16 protein-coding genes are annotated in these 20,952 nt (G+C 71.2%); 8 read left to right on the top strand and 8 right to left on the bottom strand.

Annotation, left to right across the window (positions count from 1 at the left end; all coding sequences use genetic code 11):
* Window positions 1-70: 70 nt before the first annotated feature.
* Window positions 71-538, bottom strand: a complete 468-nt coding sequence (locus AB0O53_RS37770; RefSeq protein ID WP_351002134.1) for an RDD family protein — start codon at window positions 536-538, stop codon at window positions 71-73.
* Between the two features lie 185 nt (window positions 539-723).
* On the opposite strand from AB0O53_RS37770, the gene glnA reads away from it, so the two are divergent.
* Entirely contained in the window at window positions 724-2,133 is a 1,410-nt protein-coding gene (gene glnA, locus AB0O53_RS37765; protein WP_136230573.1) for a type I glutamate--ammonia ligase, read from the top strand.
* A gap of 141 nt (window positions 2,134-2,274) precedes the next feature.
* On the top strand, window positions 2,275-2,832 hold the full coding sequence (locus AB0O53_RS37760; protein ID WP_365201706.1) for a hypothetical protein: 558 nt from the start codon (window positions 2,275-2,277) through the stop codon (window positions 2,830-2,832).
* Window positions 2,833-2,895: 63 nt separating this feature from the next.
* Here AB0O53_RS37760 and AB0O53_RS37755 read toward each other — a convergent pair whose 3' ends face one another.
* Window positions 2,896-3,549 (bottom strand): TetR/AcrR family transcriptional regulator, encoded by a 654-nt coding sequence (locus AB0O53_RS37755; protein WP_351002128.1) that lies wholly within the window; start codon window positions 3,547-3,549, stop codon window positions 2,896-2,898.
* An 87-nt stretch (window positions 3,550-3,636) separates the two neighbouring features.
* Here AB0O53_RS37755 and AB0O53_RS37750 point away from each other — a divergent pair, with 87 nt between their 5' ends.
* Window positions 3,637-4,407, top strand: a complete 771-nt coding sequence (locus AB0O53_RS37750) for an SDR family NAD(P)-dependent oxidoreductase (RefSeq protein WP_365201702.1) — start codon at window positions 3,637-3,639, stop codon at window positions 4,405-4,407.
* Between the two features lie 9 nt (window positions 4,408-4,416).
* Here the strand turns inward: AB0O53_RS37750 and AB0O53_RS37745 are convergent, their stop codons facing one another.
* The 6 genes from AB0O53_RS37745 to AB0O53_RS37720 all read right to left on the bottom strand — a co-directional run bounded on the left by AB0O53_RS37745 (window position 4,417) and on the right by AB0O53_RS37720 (window position 13,751).
* Complete coding sequence (locus AB0O53_RS37745) at window positions 4,417-4,935, bottom strand: DUF4240 domain-containing protein (protein ID WP_351002125.1); 519 nt, start codon at window positions 4,933-4,935, stop codon at window positions 4,417-4,419.
* Between the two features lie 114 nt (window positions 4,936-5,049).
* Window positions 5,050-7,731: a pyruvate dehydrogenase (acetyl-transferring), homodimeric type gene (gene aceE, locus AB0O53_RS37740; protein ID WP_351002123.1), complete on the bottom strand. Its 2,682-nt coding sequence runs from the start codon at window positions 7,729-7,731 to the stop codon at window positions 5,050-5,052.
* A 220-nt stretch (window positions 7,732-7,951) separates the two neighbouring features.
* Window positions 7,952-8,575 carry a GntR family transcriptional regulator gene (locus tag AB0O53_RS37735; RefSeq protein WP_359129534.1) on the bottom strand — a complete coding sequence of 208 codons (624 nt, stop codon included), beginning with the start codon at window positions 8,573-8,575 and terminating at the stop codon, window positions 7,952-7,954.
* Between the two features lie 133 nt (window positions 8,576-8,708).
* Window positions 8,709-10,484 (bottom strand): 2-oxoglutarate dehydrogenase, E2 component, dihydrolipoamide succinyltransferase, encoded by a 1,776-nt coding sequence (sucB, locus tag AB0O53_RS37730; RefSeq protein ID WP_351002121.1) that lies wholly within the window; start codon window positions 10,482-10,484, stop codon window positions 8,709-8,711.
* A 54-nt stretch (window positions 10,485-10,538) separates the two neighbouring features.
* Window positions 10,539-11,927, bottom strand: a complete 1,389-nt coding sequence (gene lpdA, locus AB0O53_RS37725; RefSeq protein ID WP_359129523.1) for a dihydrolipoyl dehydrogenase — start codon at window positions 11,925-11,927, stop codon at window positions 10,539-10,541.
* 285 nt (window positions 11,928-12,212) lie between these two features.
* Complete coding sequence (locus tag AB0O53_RS37720; RefSeq protein ID WP_351002117.1) at window positions 12,213-13,751, bottom strand: leucyl aminopeptidase; 1,539 nt, start codon at window positions 13,749-13,751, stop codon at window positions 12,213-12,215.
* 347 nt (window positions 13,752-14,098) lie between these two features.
* Here AB0O53_RS37720 and AB0O53_RS37715 point away from each other — a divergent pair, with 347 nt between their 5' ends.
* From AB0O53_RS37715 to AB0O53_RS37695, 5 genes are all read left to right on the top strand, one after another.
* Window positions 14,099-16,129, top strand: a complete 2,031-nt coding sequence (locus tag AB0O53_RS37715) for a hypothetical protein (protein ID WP_365201698.1) — start codon at window positions 14,099-14,101, stop codon at window positions 16,127-16,129.
* 97 nt (window positions 16,130-16,226) lie between these two features.
* Entirely contained in the window at window positions 16,227-17,780 is a 1,554-nt protein-coding gene (gene pelF, locus AB0O53_RS37710; protein WP_351002113.1) for a GT4 family glycosyltransferase PelF, read from the top strand.
* Window positions 17,777-19,321 carry a hypothetical protein gene (locus AB0O53_RS37705; protein ID WP_351002111.1) on the top strand — a complete coding sequence of 515 codons (1,545 nt, stop codon included), beginning with the start codon at window positions 17,777-17,779 and terminating at the stop codon, window positions 19,319-19,321. The genes pelF and AB0O53_RS37705 overlap by 4 nt, the downstream gene beginning before the upstream one ends.
* Window positions 19,318-20,004 carry a spherulation-specific family 4 protein gene (locus AB0O53_RS37700; protein ID WP_351002110.1) on the top strand — a complete coding sequence of 229 codons (687 nt, stop codon included), beginning with the start codon at window positions 19,318-19,320 and terminating at the stop codon, window positions 20,002-20,004. The genes AB0O53_RS37705 and AB0O53_RS37700 overlap by 4 nt, the downstream gene beginning before the upstream one ends.
* Complete coding sequence (locus tag AB0O53_RS37695; RefSeq protein ID WP_365201694.1) at window positions 20,001-20,837, top strand: endo alpha-1,4 polygalactosaminidase; 837 nt, start codon at window positions 20,001-20,003, stop codon at window positions 20,835-20,837. Before AB0O53_RS37700 ends, AB0O53_RS37695 begins: the two co-directional genes overlap by 4 nt.
* Window positions 20,838-20,952 lie beyond the last annotated feature (115 nt).

Genomic DNA, 20,952 nt, shown 5'->3' with positions numbered 1-20,952 from the left:
CACCGGGAGCCGAGCCGGCCGGCTCGGGGGGCGCCCCTGCGTCTGGTGCGAGTGCGTCTGGTGCGAGGTCCTAGATGCGGACCTGGACGGCGCGCGCGAGGCGGTCGTGGAGGCCGCGGCCGTCGCGGTCCCAGATCAGCGCCGGGATCACCAGGGCCAGCAGCAGGGTGCGCACGACGACGCGGACGATGCCGAGTCGGCCGCCGTCCTCGGCGATCACGCGGAGGCCCAGCACCCGCTTGCCGGGTGTGAAGCCCACGGTGCCGACCGTCAGGACGGTCAGGGCCACGAAGAGCCCGAGGGTCCAGTTGCCCGCGGCGCCCACGTTCCCGCCGGTGATCAGCCCGTACGCGATGAGCTGGCAGCCGATCCAGTCGAGGGCCACGGCTGCGATCCGGCGCCCGAAGCGCGCCACCGAGCCGGGCCCCTCCTGCGGCAGACCGAGCCGCTGGCCCGGATAGCCGAAGTCGACGCCCATCTCCTCGGCGGCCGCCTTGGGGCCGGAGAGCCAGGATCCGATTGCCTGTCTGTTGTCCACCCGACCACGGTACCGGTGGCGCCTCACGGCACTCCGGCCGGACCCTGGTTAACTTGTGCGAAACAAATGGGTCATGCTTGGGAAATCCCGTCTGCTTATGGTCGGGTCAGCGTGCGGCACCGCACTGACGCACCACGAGCTATAAAGCCCGTCCCTCCCCCGGGGTCGGGAGTAGGAGGAGTTGGATGTTCCAGAACGCCGACGAAGTCAAGCAGTACATCGAGGAGAACGACGTCAAGTTCGTCGACGTCCGCTTCTGCGACCTGCCTGGTGTGATGCAGCACTTCACGATCCCGGCGCGGGCATTCGACCCGGCGGAGGAGCTCGCCTTCGACGGATCCTCGATCCGCGGCTTCCAGGCGATCCACGAGTCCGACATGGCCCTGCGCGCCGACATCACCACCGCGCGCCTGGACCCCTTCCGTCGCGACAAGACGCTGAACATCAACTTCTTCATCCACGACCCGATCACGGGTGAGGCCTACAGCCGCGACCCGCGCAACATCGCGAAGAAGGCCGAGGCGTACCTCGCCTCCACCGGCATCGCCGACACCGCGTTCTTCGGGCCCGAGGCCGAGTTCTACATCTTCGACAGCGTGCGCTTCGCGACCACCGCGAACGAGGGCTTCTACCACATCGACTCCGAGGCCGGCGCCTGGAACACCGGCTCCGAGGAGAACAACCGCGGCTACAAGGTCCGCTACAAGGGCGGCTACTTCCCGGTGGCCCCGGTCGACCACTTCGCGGACCTGCGCGCCGAGATCTCCCTGGAGCTGGACGCCCAGGGCCTCCAGGTCGAGCGCCAGCACCACGAGGTCGGCACCGGCGGCCAGGCCGAGATCAACTACAAGTTCAACACGCTGCTGGCCGCGGCCGACGACCTGATGCTCTTCAAGTACATCGTGAAGAACGTCGCGTGGAAGAACGGCAAGACCGCGACCTTCATGCCGAAGCCGATCTTCGGCGACAACGGCTCGGGCATGCACGTCCACCAGTCGCTGTGGGCGAACGGCGACCCGCTGTTCTACGACGAGGCCGGCTACGCGGGCCTGTCGGACACCGCCCGCTACTACATCGGCGGCATCCTCAAGCACGCCCCGTCGCTGCTCGCCTTCACCAACCCGACGGTGAACTCCTACCACCGCCTGGTGCCGGGCTTCGAGGCGCCGGTCAACATGGTGTACTCGCAGCGCAACCGCTCCGCCGCCATGCGCATCCCGATCACGGGCTCGAACCCGAAGGCCAAGCGCGTCGAGTTCCGCGCGCCGGACCCGTCCTCGAACCCGTACCTGGCCTTCTCGGCCCTGCTCCTCGCGGGCCTCGACGGCATCAAGAACAAGATCGAGCCGATGGAGCCGATCGACAAGGACCTCTACGAGCTCTCCCCGGACGAGCACGCGAGCGTCCCGCAGGTCCCGACCAGCCTCGAGGACGTCCTCAAGGCCCTGGAGGAGGACCACGAGTACCTCCTGGCCGGCGGTGTCTTCACCCCCGACCTCATCGAGACCTGGATCGACTACAAGCGCACGCACGAGATCGCCCCGATCGCGCAGCGCCCGCACCCGCACGAGTTCGAGCTGTACTTCGACCTCTAAAAACGCCTGATGAGAGGCCCCCCGCCACGCTCCACGGAGCGAGGCGGGGGGCCTTTCCGCTTTGACAGGTCGACCGGGTGGAGTAAGGGTGGAAATGACCTAAAGGCCTCGTAAGCGAGACATGTTCGGAGGTGCATGAGAATGCGCCGTAGGATCGTTGCGGCAACGATGGCCGGAGCCGCGGGAATCGCCATCGGTCTGCTGCCCGTAGCCAGCGCTTCGGCCTCGGTCGTCGCCGGCAGTGGCGGTGGGAACGGCGGCTACGACTGCTACCGGTACCCCTCGAACCGCTCGGACGCCCGGTGGGACTACTGCTGCAACCGCGACTGGCGTGACCGGCCCAGCTGGTGCTGGGACAACGCGGGCGTCGGCGGCGACCGCGGCTACTGGCGCGACAGCAACTGGCGCGACTCCGACCGGCGCCACAACAACTGGCACGACGACGCGAACTGGAACAACTCCGGCCGCGGCGGCAACGGCAACTGGAACGACTGGGGCAACGGTCGTGGCGGCAACGGCGACTGGGGCAACGGTCGCGGTGGCAACGGTGACTGGGGCAATGGTCGTGGCGGCAACGGTGACTGGGGCGGCGGCAACGGCGGCGGCGGTGGCGGCAACGGTGACTGGGGCGGTGGCGGCGGCAACGGCGGCGGTGGGGGCAACGGCGGCGGCGGTGGCGGCTGGGGTGGTGGCCGCTGAGGCCGATCCGACCACGGAGAGCCGTGGGGCAAGGGACCGGGGCGATGCCCCTGCGGCGCTGGCTCAGCGCAGCAGGGGCATCGCGCCGGTGAGGTCGCGCAGGCACAGGACCGCGAGCTCGGCGGGGGAGCCGGGACCCGAGACCGGGGCGTCCGTCTGCGACCACAGCTCCAGGGCCACCCGGATCGAGTCCGTGGCCGCGGCGGCCAGCAGCCGCACCGCCCGCAGGTCGGCGTCCGCCCCCGCCAGCCTGCCGATCACCGGGACCAGGCGCTCCTCGGAGTCCTGGTTCACGCGGTACCAGACCGCGCGCAGGGCCTCGTCGTCCGCCGCCGCGCGCAGCAGGCCGCGGGTCACCTCCAGGCCCTCCTCCACCGCCTGGGGGCCGCTCAGTGAGCGGGTGACGGCACGCTCCAGGGCCTCGGCGAGGGGAGTGCCCGGGTCCTCCTCCGCGAGCAGGGCGCGCCAGGCGTCACCGCCGCCCGCCAGCAGCGGGGCCACGGCCTCCTGCTTGTTGCGGAAGTAGCGGTAGAAGGTGCGCAGCGCCACGCCCGCACGGTGGGCGATGTCCTCGGCGGTGGTGCCGTCGGGGCCGTGCTCGGCGAACAGCTCGCAGGCGGCACGGGCGATGTCGAGCTGGGTGGCGGCCTTGCGGCGCTCGGTCAGCGACTGCGCGCCGGGGCCGGCCTGGGGGGCGTACGGACGAGGGGATCTCACGGGGTGCAGCCTACCGTCCGCCCACCTCAATGAAGACAATTCCTGTCAGCATGACAAAACGTGCCACTCCTTCGGTACGCTCACGCCATGAACCGTTACGAAGGACGTCGCGTCCTCATCACCGGCGGCGGCTCCGGCATCGGCCGCGCCACCGTCCACCGCCTCCTCGCAGAGGGCGGCCGGGTCCACACGGTGGACGTCAGCGAGGCCGGCCTGAAGGCCACCGCCGAACAGGCCGCCGCGGCGGGCCACGGGGACCGGCTCACCACCGCACTCCTCGACATATCCGACGAGAACGCGGTCAGGGAAGGCGTCGCCGCCGCGACCGCTGCCCTCGGCGGCATCGACGTGCTCGTCAACGCGGCGGGCATCCTGCGCTCCGCGCACACCCACCGGACCACGCTCGACCTGTGGAACCAGGTCATCGGGGTCAACCTGACCGGCACCTTCCTGATGATCCGCGAGTCCCTGCCGGCCCTGCTGGCCGGGGACCGGCCGGTCGTCGTGAACTTCAGCTCCACCTCGGCGTCCTTCGCCCACCCCTACATGTCCGCCTACGCGGCCAGCAAGGGCGGCATCCAGTCCATGACCCACGCACTGGCCGCCGAGTACAGCAAGCAGGGCCTGCGCTTCGTCAGCGTCGCGCCCGGCTCCATCGAGAGCGGTATGACCACCGGCAACGGCCCCGGCCTGCCCGAGGACACCGACTGGTCCCTCTTCACCAAGCTCGCCCCGGCCCTCGGCCAGGGCTTCGCCGGCCCCGAGACCGTCGCGGGCGTCGTCGCCATGCTCGGCTCCGAGGACGGCGCCTTCATCACCGGCACCGAGATCCGCATCGACGGCGGCACGCACTGCTGAACCGGTTCGTCAGCCCCTGAACCGGTCCCAGAGCCGGGGGAAGCGCTCCGCGAGCACGGCTTCGTTCTCGAAGTCCAGCGGGGCGCCCTCCGGCTCCGCCGCCTGCAGCGGGACGCCCAGGTCCGGGGCCACCGCCCCGGTCAGCTGCTCGTACGCCTCGTCGGCCGCGTACCCGAGCTCCTCGCCGTCCCCGTCGATCTCCTCGTCGAAGTCGCCCAGCAACTCCGCCAGATGGTCCGGGTCGTGCACCCCGCCCTCGAAGACCTCCCGGCCCTGGCCGATCAGCCAGCACCGGAAGTAGTCGAAGGCGTCGTCGCTCGCCCCGTCGAGCAGCACCCAGGCGGCTCCCCACAGGTCCCACGTGTACGCCCGGTTGTACCGGGACTCGAAGTGCCGGGCGAAGTCCAGGACGGAGTCCGGATCGAGCTGTGCCAGCCGCTCCACGAGCAGCTCGGCATGCTCCTCGGGGTCGCCCTCGGCGGCCTCGCGGGTACGGTCGACGATCTCCCAGAACTCCGTCTCGTCCATCACGGCTCCAGCATCACGGTTGCGCCCCCGCGCCGCCACCGCTCATACGGCGAAAGGCCGGTGCCCACCCCCTGGGGGGCGGGCACCGGCCCTACTCGTCCGGAATCACACGGCTCAGAGGCCGTAGCGCTCGCGGGCCTCCTTGACGGCGGAGGCCGGAACCTCGCCGCGGCGGGCGAGCTGGGCCAGCGCGGCCACCACGATCGACTGGGCGTCGACACCGAAGTGGCGGCGGGCGCCCTCGCGGGTGTCGGACAGGCCGAAGCCGTCCGTGCCCAGCGAGGTGTAGTCCTGCTCCACCCACTGGCTGATCTGGTCCGGGACCTGGCGCATCCAGTCGGACACGGCGAGGACCGGGCCGGCCGCACCCTCCAGCGCGCGGGTGACGTACGGGGTGCGCACCTCGCCGCGCAGCAGCGCCTCGTCGCACTCCAGCGCGTCGCGGCGCAGCTCGCCCCACGAGGTGGCGGACCAGACGTCGGCGGCCACGTTCCAGTCGGCGGCGAGCAGCGCCTGCGCCTCCAGGATCCAGTGGATCGCGGTGCCCGAGGCCATCAGCTGGATCTTCGCGGCGTCGGCGGCCGGCGCGTTCTCCAGGTCGGAGGCCTGGTTGAAGCGGTAGAGGCCCTTGAGGATGCCCTCTTCCACGCCCTCCGGCATCGCCGGCTGGACCTTCGGCTCGTTGTAGACCGTGAGGTAGTAGAAGACGTCTTCCGGCGTCTCGCCGTACATCCGGCGCAGACCGTCCTTGACGATCACCGCGATCTCGTACGCGAAGGCCGGGTCGTAGTTGAGCGACGCCGGGTTCGTGGACGCGATCAGGTGCGAGTGGCCGTCCGCGTGCTGGAGGCCCTCACCGGTCAGGGTGGTGCGGCCCGCGGTGGCGCCGACGATGAAGCCCTTGCCGAGCTGGTCGGCGAGCTGCCACATCTGGTCGGCGGTGCGCTGCCAGCCGAACATCGAGTAGAAGATGTAGAAGGGGATCATCGGCTCGCCGTGCGTCGCGTACGACGTGCAGGCGGCGATGAAGTCGGCCATGGCGCCGGCCTCGGTGATCCCCTCGTTGAGGATCTGGCCGTCCTTGGCCTCCTTGTAGTACATCAGCTGGTCGCGGTCGACCGGCTCGTACGTCTGACCCAGCGGCGAGTAGATGCCGGCCGACGGGAAGAGGGACTCCATACCGAAGGTACGGGCCTCGTCCGGGACGATCGGCACCCAGCGCTTGCCGGTCTCCTTGTCCCGCATCAGGTCCTTGACGAGGCGGACGAAGGCCATGGTGGTGGCCATCTCCTGCTTGCCGGAACCCTTGAGCAGCGGGGCGAAGGAGCGGTCGGCCGGAGCGGGCAGGGCCACCTGCTTGACCTTGCGGGCCGGGGCCGGGCCGCCGAGGGCCGCGCGGCGCTCGTTGAGGTACCGCACCTCGGGGCTGTTCGCACCGGGGTGGCCGTACGGGACCTGGCCGCCCTCGAAGGCGCTGTCCGGGATCGGGAGGTCGAGCTTGTCGCGCATGCTCTTGAACTCGTCGATCGTGAGCTTCTTCATCTGGTGGTTCGCGTTCTTCGACTCGAACCCGGCACCCAGCGTGTAGCCCTTGACGGTCTGCGCCAGGATGACCGTCGGCGCGCCCTTGTGCTCCAGGGCGGCCTTGTACGCGGCGTACACCTTGCGGGGCTCGTGGCCGCCGCGCGAGGTGTGGAAGCACTCGGCGATCTTCGCGTCGGAGAGCAGGCCGCCGAGGGCGACGAGCTCGGCGTTGGCGCCGAAGAAGTGCTGGCGGATGTAGGCCACGTCGCGGGTCGCGTACGTCTGGAACTGCGCGTCCGGTACCTCGCGCAGGCGGCGTACCAGGGCGCCCGTGGTGTCGAGCTGGAACAGCTCGTCCCAGGCGGAGCCCCACAGGGTCTTGATGACGTTCCAGCCGGCGCCGCGGAACTGGGCCTCCAGCTCCTGGACCACGCGGAAGTTGGCGCGGACCGGACCGTCGAGGCGCTGCAGGTTGCAGTTGATGACGAAGGTCAGGTTGTCGAGCTGCTCGCGGGAGGCCAGGGCCAGGGCGGCGGTCGACTCGGGCTCGTCCATCTCGCCGTCGCCGAGGAAGGCCCAGACGTGCGAGTTCGCGGTGTCCTTGATGTTCCGGTTCTGCAGGTAGCGGTTGAAGCGCGCCTGGTAGATCGCGGAGAGCGGGCCGAGGCCCATGGAGACCGTGGGGAACTCCCACAGCCACGGCAGGCGCCGCGGGTGAGGGTAGGACGGCAGGCCGTTGCCGCCGGACTCCTGGCGGAAGTTGTCGAGCTGCTGCTCGGAGATCCGGCCGTCGAGGAAGGCGCGGGCGTAGATGCCGGGGGAGGCGTGGCCCTGGATGTAGAGCTGGTCGCCCGATCCGTCGGCCTCCTTCCCGCGGAAGAAGTGCTGGAAGCCGGTCTCGTACAGCCACGCGGCGGAGGCGAAGGTGGCGATGTGGCCGCCGACGCCGTACTTGGAGCCGCGGGTCACCATGGCGGCCGCGTTCCAGCGGTTCCAGGCGGTGATCCTGGCTTCCATCGCCTCGTCACCCGGGAACTCGGGCTCCGCGGAGGTGGGGATGGTGTTGACGTAGTCCGTCTCCAGCAGCTTCGGCAGGGCGAGGCCGGCGGCCTCGGCGTGCTGGAGCGTGCGGCGGAGCAGGTATTCGGCGCGGCGCGTACCGGCGGCCTGTGCGACGGCGTCGAGGGAGGCCGCCCATTCGGCGGTCTCCTCGGTGTCGCGGTCCGGGAGCTGGTCGAGCTCGCTCGGAAGCTTTCCTACGGGGTCGGACATCGCTGTGCGCCGCCTTCCGGACAAAGGAGAGGTGGTGAAGAAAATCCCTGACGGGCAGGACAGGGTCGGTGGACCTGGTTGAGGTCCGCGACGACTGTAAATCCCTGATCGATGATCGATCAAATAAAAGTGACAAAGAAACGTCGATCTGACGAAAGTCGGCACCGCGTGCCAGGGAAACGGGCACGCGGTGCCGGTAAAAGCGTGGCGAAACGGTCGCTCAGGCTCGGGGTGCGCACCCCAGGACGTGCCGCTTCACCAGCACACCGATGTCCGGATCCCGACTGCGGAAGGCCTCGACGAGCGCCTCGTGCTCCTCCGCGTAGGACTTCTGCACGGTCCCCAGCCAGCGGATGGACAGGGCCGTGAACACCTCGATGCCCAGGCTCTCCCAGGTGTGCAGCAGCACGCTGTTCCCGGCGGCCCGCACCATCTCCCGGTGGAACCCGACGGTGTGCCGCACCTGCGCGGTCCCGTCCTCGGCCCGGTCGGCCTCCCACAGCGCCGCCACGTGCGGCTCCAGCGCCGAACAGTCCGTCGCCAGCCGCGGGGCGGCCAGCTCGGCGGCGATCTGCTCCAGGCCCGCCCGGACCGGGTAGATCTCCTCCAGGTCGGCGGCGGAGAGGTTGCGCACCCGCACGCCCTTGTTCGGCGCGGACTCGATCAGCCGCAGCGTCTCCAGCTCGCGCAGGGCCTCCCGTACGGGGGTCTGGCTGACCTCCAGCTCCACGGCGATGCGCCGCTCCACGATCCGCTCACCGGGCTTCCAGCGCCCGCTGACGATCCCCTCCACGATGTGCTCGCGGATCTGCTCGCGCAGCGAGTGCACGACGGGTGGGGTGATCATCGGGGCTTCATCTCCTGGTGGGTGAGCAGGGTCGTGCGGGGCCTGATGCGTAGACAATACGGCGGCGCCCCCGCCCGGGAGTATCCCGGACGGGGGCGCCGACAGTGAGGCTGGTTACAAGCCGTTCGGCTCAGAGGCCGAGCTCGACCTCGAACTCGCCGGCCTCGAGGATCGCCTTGACCGCGGTGAGGTACCGGGCCGCGTCCGCGCCGTCCACCAGGCGGTGGTCGTAGGACAGGGTCAGGTACGTCATGTCGCGGATGCCGATGTTGGTGCCCTCGGCGGTCTCGATGACCACCGGGCGCTTCACCGTGGCACCGATGCCCAGGATGGCGACCTGGTTCGGGGGCACGATGACCGTGTCGAACAGCGCACCGCGCGAGCCGGTGTTGCTGATGGTGAAGGTCGCGCCCGACAGCTCGTCCGGCGTGATCTTGTTGCCGCGGACCTTGGCGGCCAGGTCGGCGGTCGCCTTGGAGATGCCCGCCAGGTTGAGGTCGCCCGCACCCTTGATGACCGGGGTCATCAGGCCCTTCTCGGAGTCCACGGCGATGCCGATGTTCTCCGAGTCGAAGTAGGTGATGGTGCCCTCGTCCTCGTTGATCCGGGCGTTGACGACCGCGTGGGCCTTCAGCGCCTGGGCAGCGGCCTTGACGAAGAACGGCATCGGGGACAGCTTGACGCCCTCGCGGGCGAGGAAGCCGGCCTTGGCCTTCTCGCGCAGCTTCATGATCTTGGTGATGTCCACCTCGACCACGGAGCTGAGCTGCGCCTGCGAGTGCAGGGCCTTCATCATGTTGTCGCCGATGACCTTGCGCATGCGGGTCATCTTGACCGTCTGACCGCGCAGCTCGGAGACCGCGGCGGCCGGAGCCTTCGCGGCGGCCGGGGCGGCGGCAGGAGCCGGGGCGGCAGCGGCGGCCTTGGCGGCCTCGGCGGCGGCCAGGACGTCCTGCTTGCGGATACGGCCACCGACACCGGTGCCCGAGACCGAGGACAGGTCCACGCCGGACTCCGAGGCGAGCTTGCGCACCAGCGGGGTCACGTATGCGCCCTCGTCACCGGCGGAGGCCGGGGCGGCGGGAGCGGCCGGGGCAGCGGCCGGAGCCGGGGTCACCGGAGCCGGAGCGGCCACGGGGGCGGCGGGCTGGACCGGAGCCGGAGCGGCAGCGGCCGGGGCGGGCTGGACCGGCGCCGGGGCGGCGACGGGAGCCGGGGCGGCAGCCGGAGCCGGAGCGGCCTCGACCGGAGCCGGGGCGGCGGCCGGAGCCGGAGCGGCCGGGGCGGCACCGGCGACGCCGATGACGGCCAGACGGGCGCCGACCTCGGCGGTCTCGTCCTCGCCGACCACGATCTCCAGCAGCGTGCCGGAGACCGGCGCGGGGATCTCGGTGTCGACCTTGTCCGTCGAGACCTCCAGCAGCGGCTCGTCGGCCTCGACCGACTCGCCGACGGCCTTCAGCCAGCGGGTGACGGTGCCCTCGGTGACGGACTCGCCCAGGGCGGGGAGCACGACGTCCGTGCCGGAAGCGGCAGGGGCGGCGGCGGGCGCCTCGGCGACTGGAGCCGGGGCCGCGGGGGCCTCGGCGACGGGGGCCGGAGCGGCCGCGGGGGCCTCGGCGGCGGCCGGCTCGGCGGCCGGAGCCGCGGCGGCGGCCGGGGCGCCGGAACCGTCGTCGATGACGGCCAGCTCGGCGCCGACCTCGACGGTCTCGTCCTCGGCGACCTTGATGGAGGCCAGGATGCCGGCGACGGGCGACGGGATCTCGGTGTCGACCTTGTCGGTCGAGACCTCGAGCAGCGGCTCGTCGGCCTCGACGCGCTCGCCCTCGGCCTTCAGCCAGCGGGTGACAGTGCCCTCAGTGACGCTCTCGCCGAGCGCCGGAAGGGTTACGGAAACCGACATGGTTTCTGTTGCTCCTTACGAAAGTGCGGAAGTGGTCGTCGCGCCCGGGACGAACTAGTCGTGGGAGTGAAGCGGCTTGCCGGCCAGGGCCAGGTGGGCCTCGCCGAGCGCCTCGTTCTGGGTCGGGTGCGCGTGGATGAGCTGCGCGACCTCGGCCGGCAGGGCCTCCCAGTTGTAGATCAGCTGGGCCTCGCCGACCTGCTCGCCCATCCGGTCACCGACCATGTGGACGCCGACCACGGCACCGTCCTTGACCTGGACGAGCTTGATCTCGCCCGCGGTCTTCAGGATCTTGCTCTTGCCGTTGCCCGCCAGGTTGTACTTCAGGGCCACGACCTTGTCCGCGCCGTAGATCTCCTTGGCCTTGGCCTCGGTGATGCCGACGGAAGCGACCTCGGGGTGGCAGTAGGTGACGCGCGGGACACCGTCGTAGTCGATCGGGACGGCCTTGAGGCCGGCCAGACGCTCCGCGACCAGGATGCCCTCGGCGAAGCCGACGTGCGCGAGCTGGAGGGTCGGGACGAGGTCACCGACGGCCGAGATGGTCGGCACGTTGGTCTGCATGTACTCGTCGACCAGGACGTAGCCGCGGTCCATCGCGACGCCCTGCTCCTCGTAGCCCAGGCCCTGGGAGACCGGGCCGCGGCCGATGGCGACCAGCAGCACCTCGGCCTCGAAGGTCTTGCCGTCGGCCAGCGTCACGCGGACGCCGTTCTCCGTGTACTCGGCCTTGTCGAAGAAGGTGCCCAGGTTGAACTTGATGCCGCGCTTGCGGAAGGCGCGCTCCAGCAGCTTCGAGCTGTTCTCGTCCTCGACCGGCACGAGGTGCTTGAGGCCCTCGATGACGGTGACGTCGGAACCGAAGGACTTCCACGCCGAGGCGAACTCGACGCCGATGACGCCGCCGCCCAGGATGATCGCGGACTCGGGCACGCGGTCCAGGACCAGCGCGTGGTCCGAGGAGAGGATGCGGTTGCCGTCGATGTCCAGGCCCGGCAGGGACTTCGGCACGGAGCCGGTCGCCAGCAGGATGTGGCGGCCCTGGATGCGCTGGCCGTTCACGTCGACGGAGGTCGGCGAGGAGAGGCGGCCCTCACCCTCGATGTACGTCACCTTGCGGGAGGCGACCAGGCCCTGCAGGCCCTTGTACAGGCCCGAGATGACCTCGTCCTTGTACTTCTGCACACCCGCGACGTCGATGCCCTCGAAGGTGGCCTTCACGCCGAACTGGGCGGCTTCGCGCGCCTGGTCCGCGATCTCACCCGCGTGCAGCAGAGCCTTCGTGGGGATGCAGCCGTTGTGCAGGCAGGTGCCGCCGAGCTTGTTCTTCTCGATCAGCGCAACGTCGAGACCCAGCTGGGATGCGCGGAGAGCCGCGGCGTAACCGCCACTGCCACCGCCGAGGATCACTAGGTCGAAAACGGTGCTGGCGTCGTTCGCCACGTCACGTCCTCCATGCATGTGCGCCGGGCACCGGTCCTCTGTGACCGGGCGGCGGCTGGTAATCGGCCGCTGTTTCTTCGGCCCTGTGGTGGGGGCCCTGTCCTGCCGAGAACCCATCTTCGCATTTGTCGGGGGAACGCGGGACGCCGGGCCCACGTTGTGAGAGGGCGTTCTCTCCCAAGCCGGGGTTACCGCTGCGTAGAAACCTACGGATTTCGTTGTCGGCAGAACACACCCCGGGACCCGACCGGGCCCCGGGGTGCGGTACGCGTCACACCGGGTGCGTCAGCCCAGGTCGCCCGTGGCCGTGCGCTCGGCCAGCCGCACCAGGGTGCGCACGGCCGAGCCGGTGCCGCCCTTGGGGGTGTAGCCGTGCGGCGCGCCCTCGTGGAAGGCGGGGCCGGCGATGTCGAGGTGGGCCCAGGTGATGCCCTCGCCGACGAACTCCTGCAGGAAGAGGCCGGCGACCAGGCCGCCGCCCATGCGGACACCCATGTTCGCGATGTCGGCGGTGGGGGAGTCCATGGTCTTGCGCAGCTCGGCGGGGAGCGGCATCGGCCACGAGGACTCGCCGACCTCCTCCGCGATCTCGTGGATCGAGGTGCGGAAGGCGTCGTCGTTCGCCATGATCCCGAAGGTGCGGTCGCCGAGGGCCAGCACCATCGCGCCGGTCAGGGTGGCGACGTCGACGATCGCGTCCGGGTTGTCCTCGGAGGCCTTGGTCAGCGCGTCACCGAGGACCAGGCGGCCCTCGGCGTCGGTGTTGAGGACCTCGACGGTCTTGCCGCTGTACATGCGCAGGACGTCACCGGGCTTGGTGGCGGAACCGGACGGCATGTTCTCGGCGAGCGCGAGCCAGCCGGTGACGTTGACCTTCAGGCCCAGCTTCGCGGCCGCGACGACGGAGGCGAAGACGGCGGCGGCGCCGGCCATGTCGCACTTCATCGTCTCGTTGTGGCCGGCCGGCTTCAGGGAGATGCCGCCCGAGTCGTAGGTGATGCCCTTGCCGACGAAGGCCAGGGTCTTCTCCGCCTTGGGGTGCGTGTAGGTGAGCTTCACCAGGCGCGGCGGGTTCTCGGAGCCCTTGCCGACGCCCATGATGCCGCCGTAGCCGCCCTTGACCAGGGCCTTCTCGTCCAGCACCTGGACCTTGACGCCGTTCTCCTTCGCGGCCGCGGAGGCGACCGCGGCGAAGGCCTCGGGGGTCAGGTCGTTCGGCGGGGTGTTCACGAGGTCGCGGGCGACGTTGACCTCGGTCGCGACGACCGCGGCGCGCTCTACGGCGGCCTTGTGCTCCTTGTCGCGCGGCTTGGCGCCGAGCAGGGCCACCTCGGCGAGCGGGGCCTTCGGGGCGGCGCCCTTGGCCTCCTTGCGGACCTTGTTCTCGCCGCCCTGGTAGGCGGTGAAGGCGTACGCGCCCAGCAGCGCGCCCTCGGCGACGGCGGTGACGGCGGAGGCGTCCTCCAGCGGGAGGGCGAAGCCGGCCTTCTTGCTGCCGTGCAGCGCGCGGGCGGCGGCGCCGGCGGCGCGGCGCAGCACCTCCTCGTCGAACGACTCGTCCTTCTCCGGGACGGAGCCGAGCCCCACCGCCAGCACGACCGGGACCTTGAGGCCTGCCGGGGCCGGCAGCTTGGTGACCTCGCCTTCGGCACCCGAGGCGCCGAGTGCGTCGAGGACACCGGCGAGCTTGCCGTCGAACGCCTTGTCCACGGCCTCGGCGCCCGCGGCGACGATCGCGCCCTTCGGGCCCTTGGCGACACCGACGACGAGGGCGTCGGCGCGCAGCGTCGCCGCGCCGGCAGTGCTGAGAGTCAGAGCAGTCACGGTGGTGAAGTCTCGCTTCCGTTTGTGTGTGTGGGCCGAGTGGGTGGACGGCCGTCCGTAGCGATCGTATTCGGGGCCCGACGGCCGCCTGAAAGGAGCCTACGCGCACGGGCTCGCCCGTACGCCACTCGAAGGTTTGGCAAGTTGTTCGATCAAGCAGCCGTCAGGTTCACCCATCCGTGGACTCTGCTCCAGGTTTGCCTCGTAGACCTGACGAGGTCCGAAAGACTCGGTCCACTCTCGCAAGGGGACGCGGGGTTCCTTTGCATGATTTCCACAGTGCCTCCCCGGCCCGGCCGACCGCCAAGGGCCGTGTCCGAGGGATGCCTGCGGGGGGAAAGGCCGAAATGGTCAACAAGAACCGGATGAACAGGCTGGCCGCCGTCATGGCCGCGGCCGCCCTGGTGTCCGTGGCAGTACCCGCCGCGACCGCCCAGGCGGCCGCGACACCACCGCGGATCGACCTCAAGGTGCTCGTCGTCGACGACGGCGGCAGCTCGGTGGAGGCGATCACCGCGGAGCTCCGGGACACCGGAGTGCCGTACACCCGCGTCCAGCTGGGCAGCGCGGGCCGCCCGGTCATCAACGCGGCGTTCCTCAGCGACACCGTCGACGGCCGGCCGCGCGCCAAGTACCAGGGCGTGGTCCTGCCCAACGAGAACCCCTTCGGCGAGGGCTCCGCCGAGATGGCCGCGCTCACCGCGTACGAGACGACGTACGGGGTCCGCCAGGTCGACGCCTACACCTGGGCCCACCCGGGCGTCGGGCTGGAATACACCGACAACGGCGGCTTCGCCGGCCAGCTCGACGGCACCCAGGCCGCCGTCACCACCGCCGGCAAGGCCGGGCCCTTCGCCTACCTCGGCGGGCAGGTCACCTTCGAGGACAACTCCGCCCTCGTCCCCGAGAGCTACGGGTACATGGGCAAGCCGCGCCCCGGCTACACCAGCTACGTCGACGCGCCCGTCGGCTCCGGCCGGGCCTCCCTGGTCGGCGAGTACACCCACGACGGACGCAGCGAGCTGGTCGTCACCTTCGGCTACAACCAGTACCAGCAGCAGTTCCGGCTGCTCGCCCGCGGCATCGTCGACTGGCTGACGCAAGGGGTGCACCTCGGCCAGAGCCGCAACTACTTCGCGGTCCACGTCGACGACGTCTTCGCCCCCGACGCCCGCTGGAACAAGGAGCTGAACTGCACGCCCGGCGACTACGCCTGCGCGGGCGGCGAGGGCAAGGAGAGCACCATCCGGATGAGCGCCGCCGACGCCGTGTACGCGGCGCAGTGGCAGACGTCCAAGAACTTCAAGCTGGACATGCTCTTCAACGGCGGCGCCGGCGAGGAGTGGAAGGCCGAGAACGGCGGCGTCGACGCGCTGACCGCCCAGCTCGTCGCCGACCGCGCCAAGTACCGGTGGATGAACCACACCTACACCCACCCGTTCCTCGGCTGCGTGCAGAACACCGCGGTGACCCCGTGGACCTGCACGAAGAACGCCCAGGGCGCGATCCAGTACATGAGCCGCGCCGACATCTCCGCCCAGATCCGCGACAACAACAACTGGGCCGCCTCCAAGGGCATCACCCTCGACAAGACCGAACTGGTCACCGGCGAGCACTCCGGCCTCAAGACCGCGCCGCAGCAGCCCGTGGACAACCCCAACCTGGCCGGCGCCCTCGCCGACAACGGGGTCAAGTGGGCCGGCAGCGACAACTCCCGCGAGCCCGCCCAGCGGGCGGTCGGTTCCACCCTCACGGTCCCCCGGCACCCGATGAACGTGTACTACAACACGGGCACCAACGCCGAGATGGCCGACGAGTACAACTGGATCTACACCAGCCGCGCCCACGGCGGCAGCGGCGTCTGCGAGGACAACCCGGCGACCTCCACCTGCCTGGCGGCCCCGCTGGACGTCAACACCGGCTACCTGAACTACATCGTCCCGGCCGAGGCCCGCACCGCCCTGCGGCACGTCCTCGCCAACGACCCGCGCCCGCACTACGTCCACCAGTCCAACCTCGCCGAGGACCGCACCCTCTACCCGGTGCTCAACCAGGTCCTCGACACCTACCGCGCCCTCTACGCGCCCAGCGCGCCGATCGTCAACCAGTCCATGAAGGACACCGGCGTCGAGCTCCAGCGCCGCGCGGCCTGGGACAAGGCCCTCGCCGAGGGCAAGGTCACGGCCTACCGCATCGGCAACGACGTCACCATCAAGGCGCCGTCCGGAGTCGTCGCGCCGGTCACCGCCCCCAACGGCACCAAGAAGCAGATGCTGCTCGGCACCTCGGACTTCGGCACCGCCTACGCCGGAAACCGCTCCGCCTGGACCGGGCCCGAACTGCTGCAGAGCGCCGTCACGCTCAAGCTGCCCAGCTGACCCACCGGCGAAGCACGCCACCACCGGTACCACCTACTGCCGGCGCTCCGCGTTCCACGGGCGCCGGCCCCTTTTCCGTCCTGGGGGGACACACCGCATGAGCCATGGGCGTCATGTCACCATGCTCACCGAAGGCACCTATCCACACGTTCACGGGGGCGTCAGCACCTGGTGCGACCAGCTGGTCCGCGGCATGCCGGAGGTCGACTTCAACGTCATAGCCCTGACCGGCTCCGGCCGTGAGCCGGTCACCTGGGAACTGCCCCGCAACGTCTACCGGCACACCGCCGTTCCGCTCTGGGGGCCGCCGCCCGGACGCGGCCGCCGCTCGGCGCTGCGCGGCAGGGCCCACCGCCGCTTCACCCAGGTCTACGAGAGCTTCCTGCTCTCCATGCTCCACCCGTCGGCCGACCCCGCCGACCGCACCTTCTCCGAGGCCCTGCGCGAACTGGCCGTCCTGGCCCGCGCCGGGAAACTCGCCCCGGCCCTGCGTTCAGAATCGGTTCTGCGCCTGCTGATGAACGTCTGGACCCGGCCCGGGCTCTCCACCGCCGAAGCGGCGCCCACCATCCACGACGCGCTCACCGCGACCGACCTGCTGGAACACGCGCTGCGGCCGCTCTCCGTCCGCATCCCGCCCGACAGCGTCGCCCACGCCGTCAGCAGCGGCCTCGCCACCCTGCCGGCCCTCGCCGCCAAACACCTCGACGGGGTGCCCTTCCTCCTCACCGAGCACGGCATCTACCTGCGCGAGCGCTACCTCGGCTACCGCACCGCCGAGCAGCGCTGGCCCGTCAAGGCGCTCATGCTCGGCTTCTACCGCGAGCTCAACACCGAGGGCTACCGCCAGGCCGACCTGATCACCCCGTGCAACCAGTACAACCGCCGCTGGGAGGAACGCGGCGGCGCCGACTCGACCCGGATCCGCACCGTCTACAACGGCGTGGACCCGCACGCCTTCCCCGAGGCGGGCCCCGAACCGGACGTGCCCACCCTCAGCTGGTGCGGCCGCATCGACCCGATCAAGGACCTCGAAACCCTGATCCGGGCCTACGCCTTCATGCGCGAGGAGATGCCCGCCCTGCGGCTGCGCCTCTTCGGCCCCGTGCCGGCGGGCTGCGAGAACTACAAGCTGCGCCTGGAGAAGCTCGCCGCCGAACTCGGCGTCACCGACGGCATCACCTACGAGGGCCGCATCGACAAGGTGGCCCGCGCCTACGCCGCCGGCAGCATCGTGATGCTCTCCTCCATCAGCGAGGGCTTCCCCTTCAGCATCATCGAAGCCATGTCCTGCGGCCGCACCACCGTCTCCACCGACGTCGGCGGGGTCCGCGAGGCCGTCGGGGACACCGGCCTCGTCGTCCCGCCCCGCGAACCCGAGACCATGGCCCGCGCCACCCTCGCCCTGCTCCGCGACGACGAACGCCGCGCCGAACTCGGCCGGATGTCCCGCCGGCGGGTCGTGGAGAAGTTCACCCTCCACCAGTCCGTCGACGGCTTCCGGCACATCTACCGGGAACTCGCCGGCCAGCCCGTCCTGCCCGTCCACGCGGGCGACGCCTGGACCCAGCGGCTCGCCGACCCCTGGTACCGCGAACTCGCGGCGATGGGACGCCCCCAGGCCGAGTCCGGAGAAGGCAGGGTCTGGTGAGCGGATCCCTCTGGCTCAAACCCCCCGGCCAGGGCCCGGACTCCGCGACGCTCCCGGCGATCCCCCGGCAGCGCCCCGGGGACGCCGGGCCCGCCGCCGACCCGATGGACGAACTGGCCGAACGCCTCGACGTGTTCATCTCCTCAGCCGTCCACCCCGACGAGATCGCGGCCGTCCTCGAATCCGACGGTATGACGGACGAGTACATCCGGCTCACCTACGGCCGCCACGACTCCTTCGCCCTCGCCGAGGAGCTCTACGCCCGCGTGCCCCGCTCCTTCCCGGAGACGGGGCCCGCCCCCGACCCCTGGAAGGTCTCCCTCACCGCCTGCCTGCTGCGCGGCGTCATCTTCGCCCTGCCCGGCCTGGCCTACCTCCTGGGCGCGCCCCTCCTCGAAGGCCCGCCGGACCGCCTCGGCCTGCCCGCGGGGACGCTGACCCTGCTCGCCGGGGCGCTCATCGGCTGGGTCTGGGACCAGTCCCTGTCCCACCGCGCCTACTCCTGGCTCGGCCTCGGCGACCGTGCGGCCGCCGGCCGCACCCTGCTCGTCGGCGCCCCCGTCGGAGCCGTGCTGGGCACCGCCGCGGCGCTCGCCGTGCCCGGCGGGCCGCCGTTCTCCTACGCCTTCGCCGCCGGACAGGCCCTGTACGTCGGAGCCGCCACCTGCCTGCTGGTCCTCGGCCGGGAGCGGGTGCTCCTCGCCGCCCTCGCCCCGATGGCCGCCGGCGCCCTGGCCGTGCTCTTCGTCGACCTGCCCGTGCCGGTCCGGGTGACCCTCCTCGTGGTGTCCCTGCTGGCCGCCTGCACCCTGGCCGTACGGGAACTCCCGCTGGCCGACGGGCTGCGGGCCGCCGCACACCGGATCCGGGGCCGCGCCGCCCGCCGGCCCGCCCGGGTCGGCCCCGTGCGCTGGCAGATGCTGCGCGGCGCCGAGGAGGAGTACACACCCCGCGGGCCCCGGCTCGGGGACTCGGTGCCCTTCGGCGTCTTCGGCCTGGGCACCGGCCTGCTCGTGCTCTACGCCGCCCTCGGCGAGGTCCTCGCCGGAGGCCCCGCCGAGGCCGTCGCCGCCCCGTCCGCGGTGGCCCTCACCCTCAGCATGGGTCCCGCCGAGTGGCTGCTGCACCGCTTCCGCAGCGGCACCCTCTCCGGGCTCCAGGGGGCCCGCTCGCCCCGCCAGTTCCGCCGCCGGATGCTCGCCACCCTGAGCCGCTGCCTGGGCACCTACCTGTCGGTGCTGCTGGCCCTCGGCGTGACCGGAACCCTGCTGTGGCCCGGAGCCCCCGGACTCACCGGCGTCCGCGTCGCCACCCTGCTGCTCCTCGGCGCGGTGATGTGGAGCGGGCTGCTCCTGCAGTCCTTCGGGGCCGTCCGGCCCGCGGCCGTGGTCTGCGCCTCGGCCGCCGTCGCCCAGAGCCTGGCCCTGCTGACCGGGCTGGGCCAGCCCCGGGTCGTCCAGCTGGCCGTGGCGGGCACGGCCGCGGCCGCGCTGGCCGTCCTGGTGTGCCTGCTCCTCGGCCGCGCGACCGCCCACCGATGACGCACGAGAAGAAGGACCCCATGCTGCTGGTGCCCCTCTACGAGCATCCCGACGACCGGCCCGAGGCCTGGGAGCGGCTGATCCGCTGCGCAGACCGGCTCCACTCGGTGGTGCTCAACCCCGAGAACGGCCCCGGCGCCGCCCGCGACGAGCGGTTCGCCGCCGTCGCCGAACGGCTCCGGGAAGCCGGCGTGCCCGTACTCGGATACGTCGACACCGACTACGGGCGGCGCCCGCACGCCGCGGTGGTGCAGGACCTGCTGCGCCACCGCGACTGGTACGCCACCGACGGGGCCTTCCTCGACCAGGCCTCCGCCGACCCCGAACTGCTCGCGCACTACGGGCGGCTCACGGTCGCCGCCAGGGCCGCGGGCGCCCACACCCTCGTCCTCAACCACGGCGCCCACCCGCACCCCGGCTACGCGGAACTCGCCGACCTGCTCGTCACCTTCGAGGGCCCCTGGGACGCCTACCGGGACGCGGACGCCCCGCCGCCCTGGACGGCCGACCACCCCGCCCAGCGGTTCTGCCACCTCGTCTACGCGGTCCCGCCGGGGGAACTCGCCGCCCGGCTCGCCGGGGAACTGGCCGCGGAACGCGGCGCCGGCGTGCACTGCGCCGTCCCGGGGAACGGCCCGCACCCGTGGGGGACCCTCCCGTACGCCCTGGAGGCGGCGGGATGAGGACCTCGCGGCCACTACGGCTCCTTCGGCCCCTGCTGGTCCTGCCCCTGCTGCTGCTCGCCGCCTGCACGGCCGGACCGGACGACGAGGGCGACGACGCACCGCACCGCTGGCCGGAGCTCGCCCCCGGACAACGCTGGCAGCCCCCGCCCGGCACCGACTGGCAGTGGCAGCTCACCGGAAAGCTCGACACCTCGGTGAAGGCACCCGTGTACGACGTCGACGGGTTCGACACCACCAAGGCACAGGTCGCCGCGCTGAAGAAGGCCGGCCGCAAGACCATCTGCTACGTCTCCACCGGGGCGTGGGAGGACTTCCGGCCGGACGCAGAAGCGTTCCCGCAGAACCTCCTCGGCAAGGGCAACGGCTGGGAGGGGGAGCGCTGGCTGGACATCCGGCGGGCGGCGGAACTGGAACCGCTGATGGCCAAGCGGTTCGACATGTGCCGGGACAAGGGCTTCGACGCGGTCGAGCCGGACAACATGGACGGCTACAAGAACACCACCGGCTTCCCGCTCACCGCCGACGACCAGCTGCGCTACAACCGGCTGATCGCGAAGCTCGCCCACGACCGGGGTATGTCGGTCGGCCTGAAGAACGACCTGGACCAGATCCCGCAGCTCGTCGGGGACTTCGACTTCGCGGTCAACGAGCAGTGCGCGCAGTACGACGAGTGCGAGCGGCTGACCCCCTTCATCGAAGCGGGCAAGGCGGTCTTCCACGCGGAGTACGAACGGTCGACGTCGAGTTTTTGCAGAGGGTCGAAGACGCTGAGGCTCAGCTCGATCCAGAAGCGCTACGACCTCGACGCCTGGCGCAAAACCTGCCCGTAGCCTCGCCGGCACGTCACCCGGCACGCCCCTTCAAGGCCGTGGCCCGGCCAAGTCCAGCCGCGCCGGCGTTTGAGGCGCGGGTCCGGGCGGAGCCCGGTGCCCGGCGGAGCCGGGT

Source organism: Streptomyces erythrochromogenes, assembly GCF_040684695.1.
GTDB lineage: Bacteria > Actinomycetota > Actinomycetes > Streptomycetales > Streptomycetaceae > Streptomyces > Streptomyces erythrochromogenes_C.
Note: the sequence above shows the minus strand (reverse complement) of the source record. Positions and strands in the feature narration are given on the sequence as shown.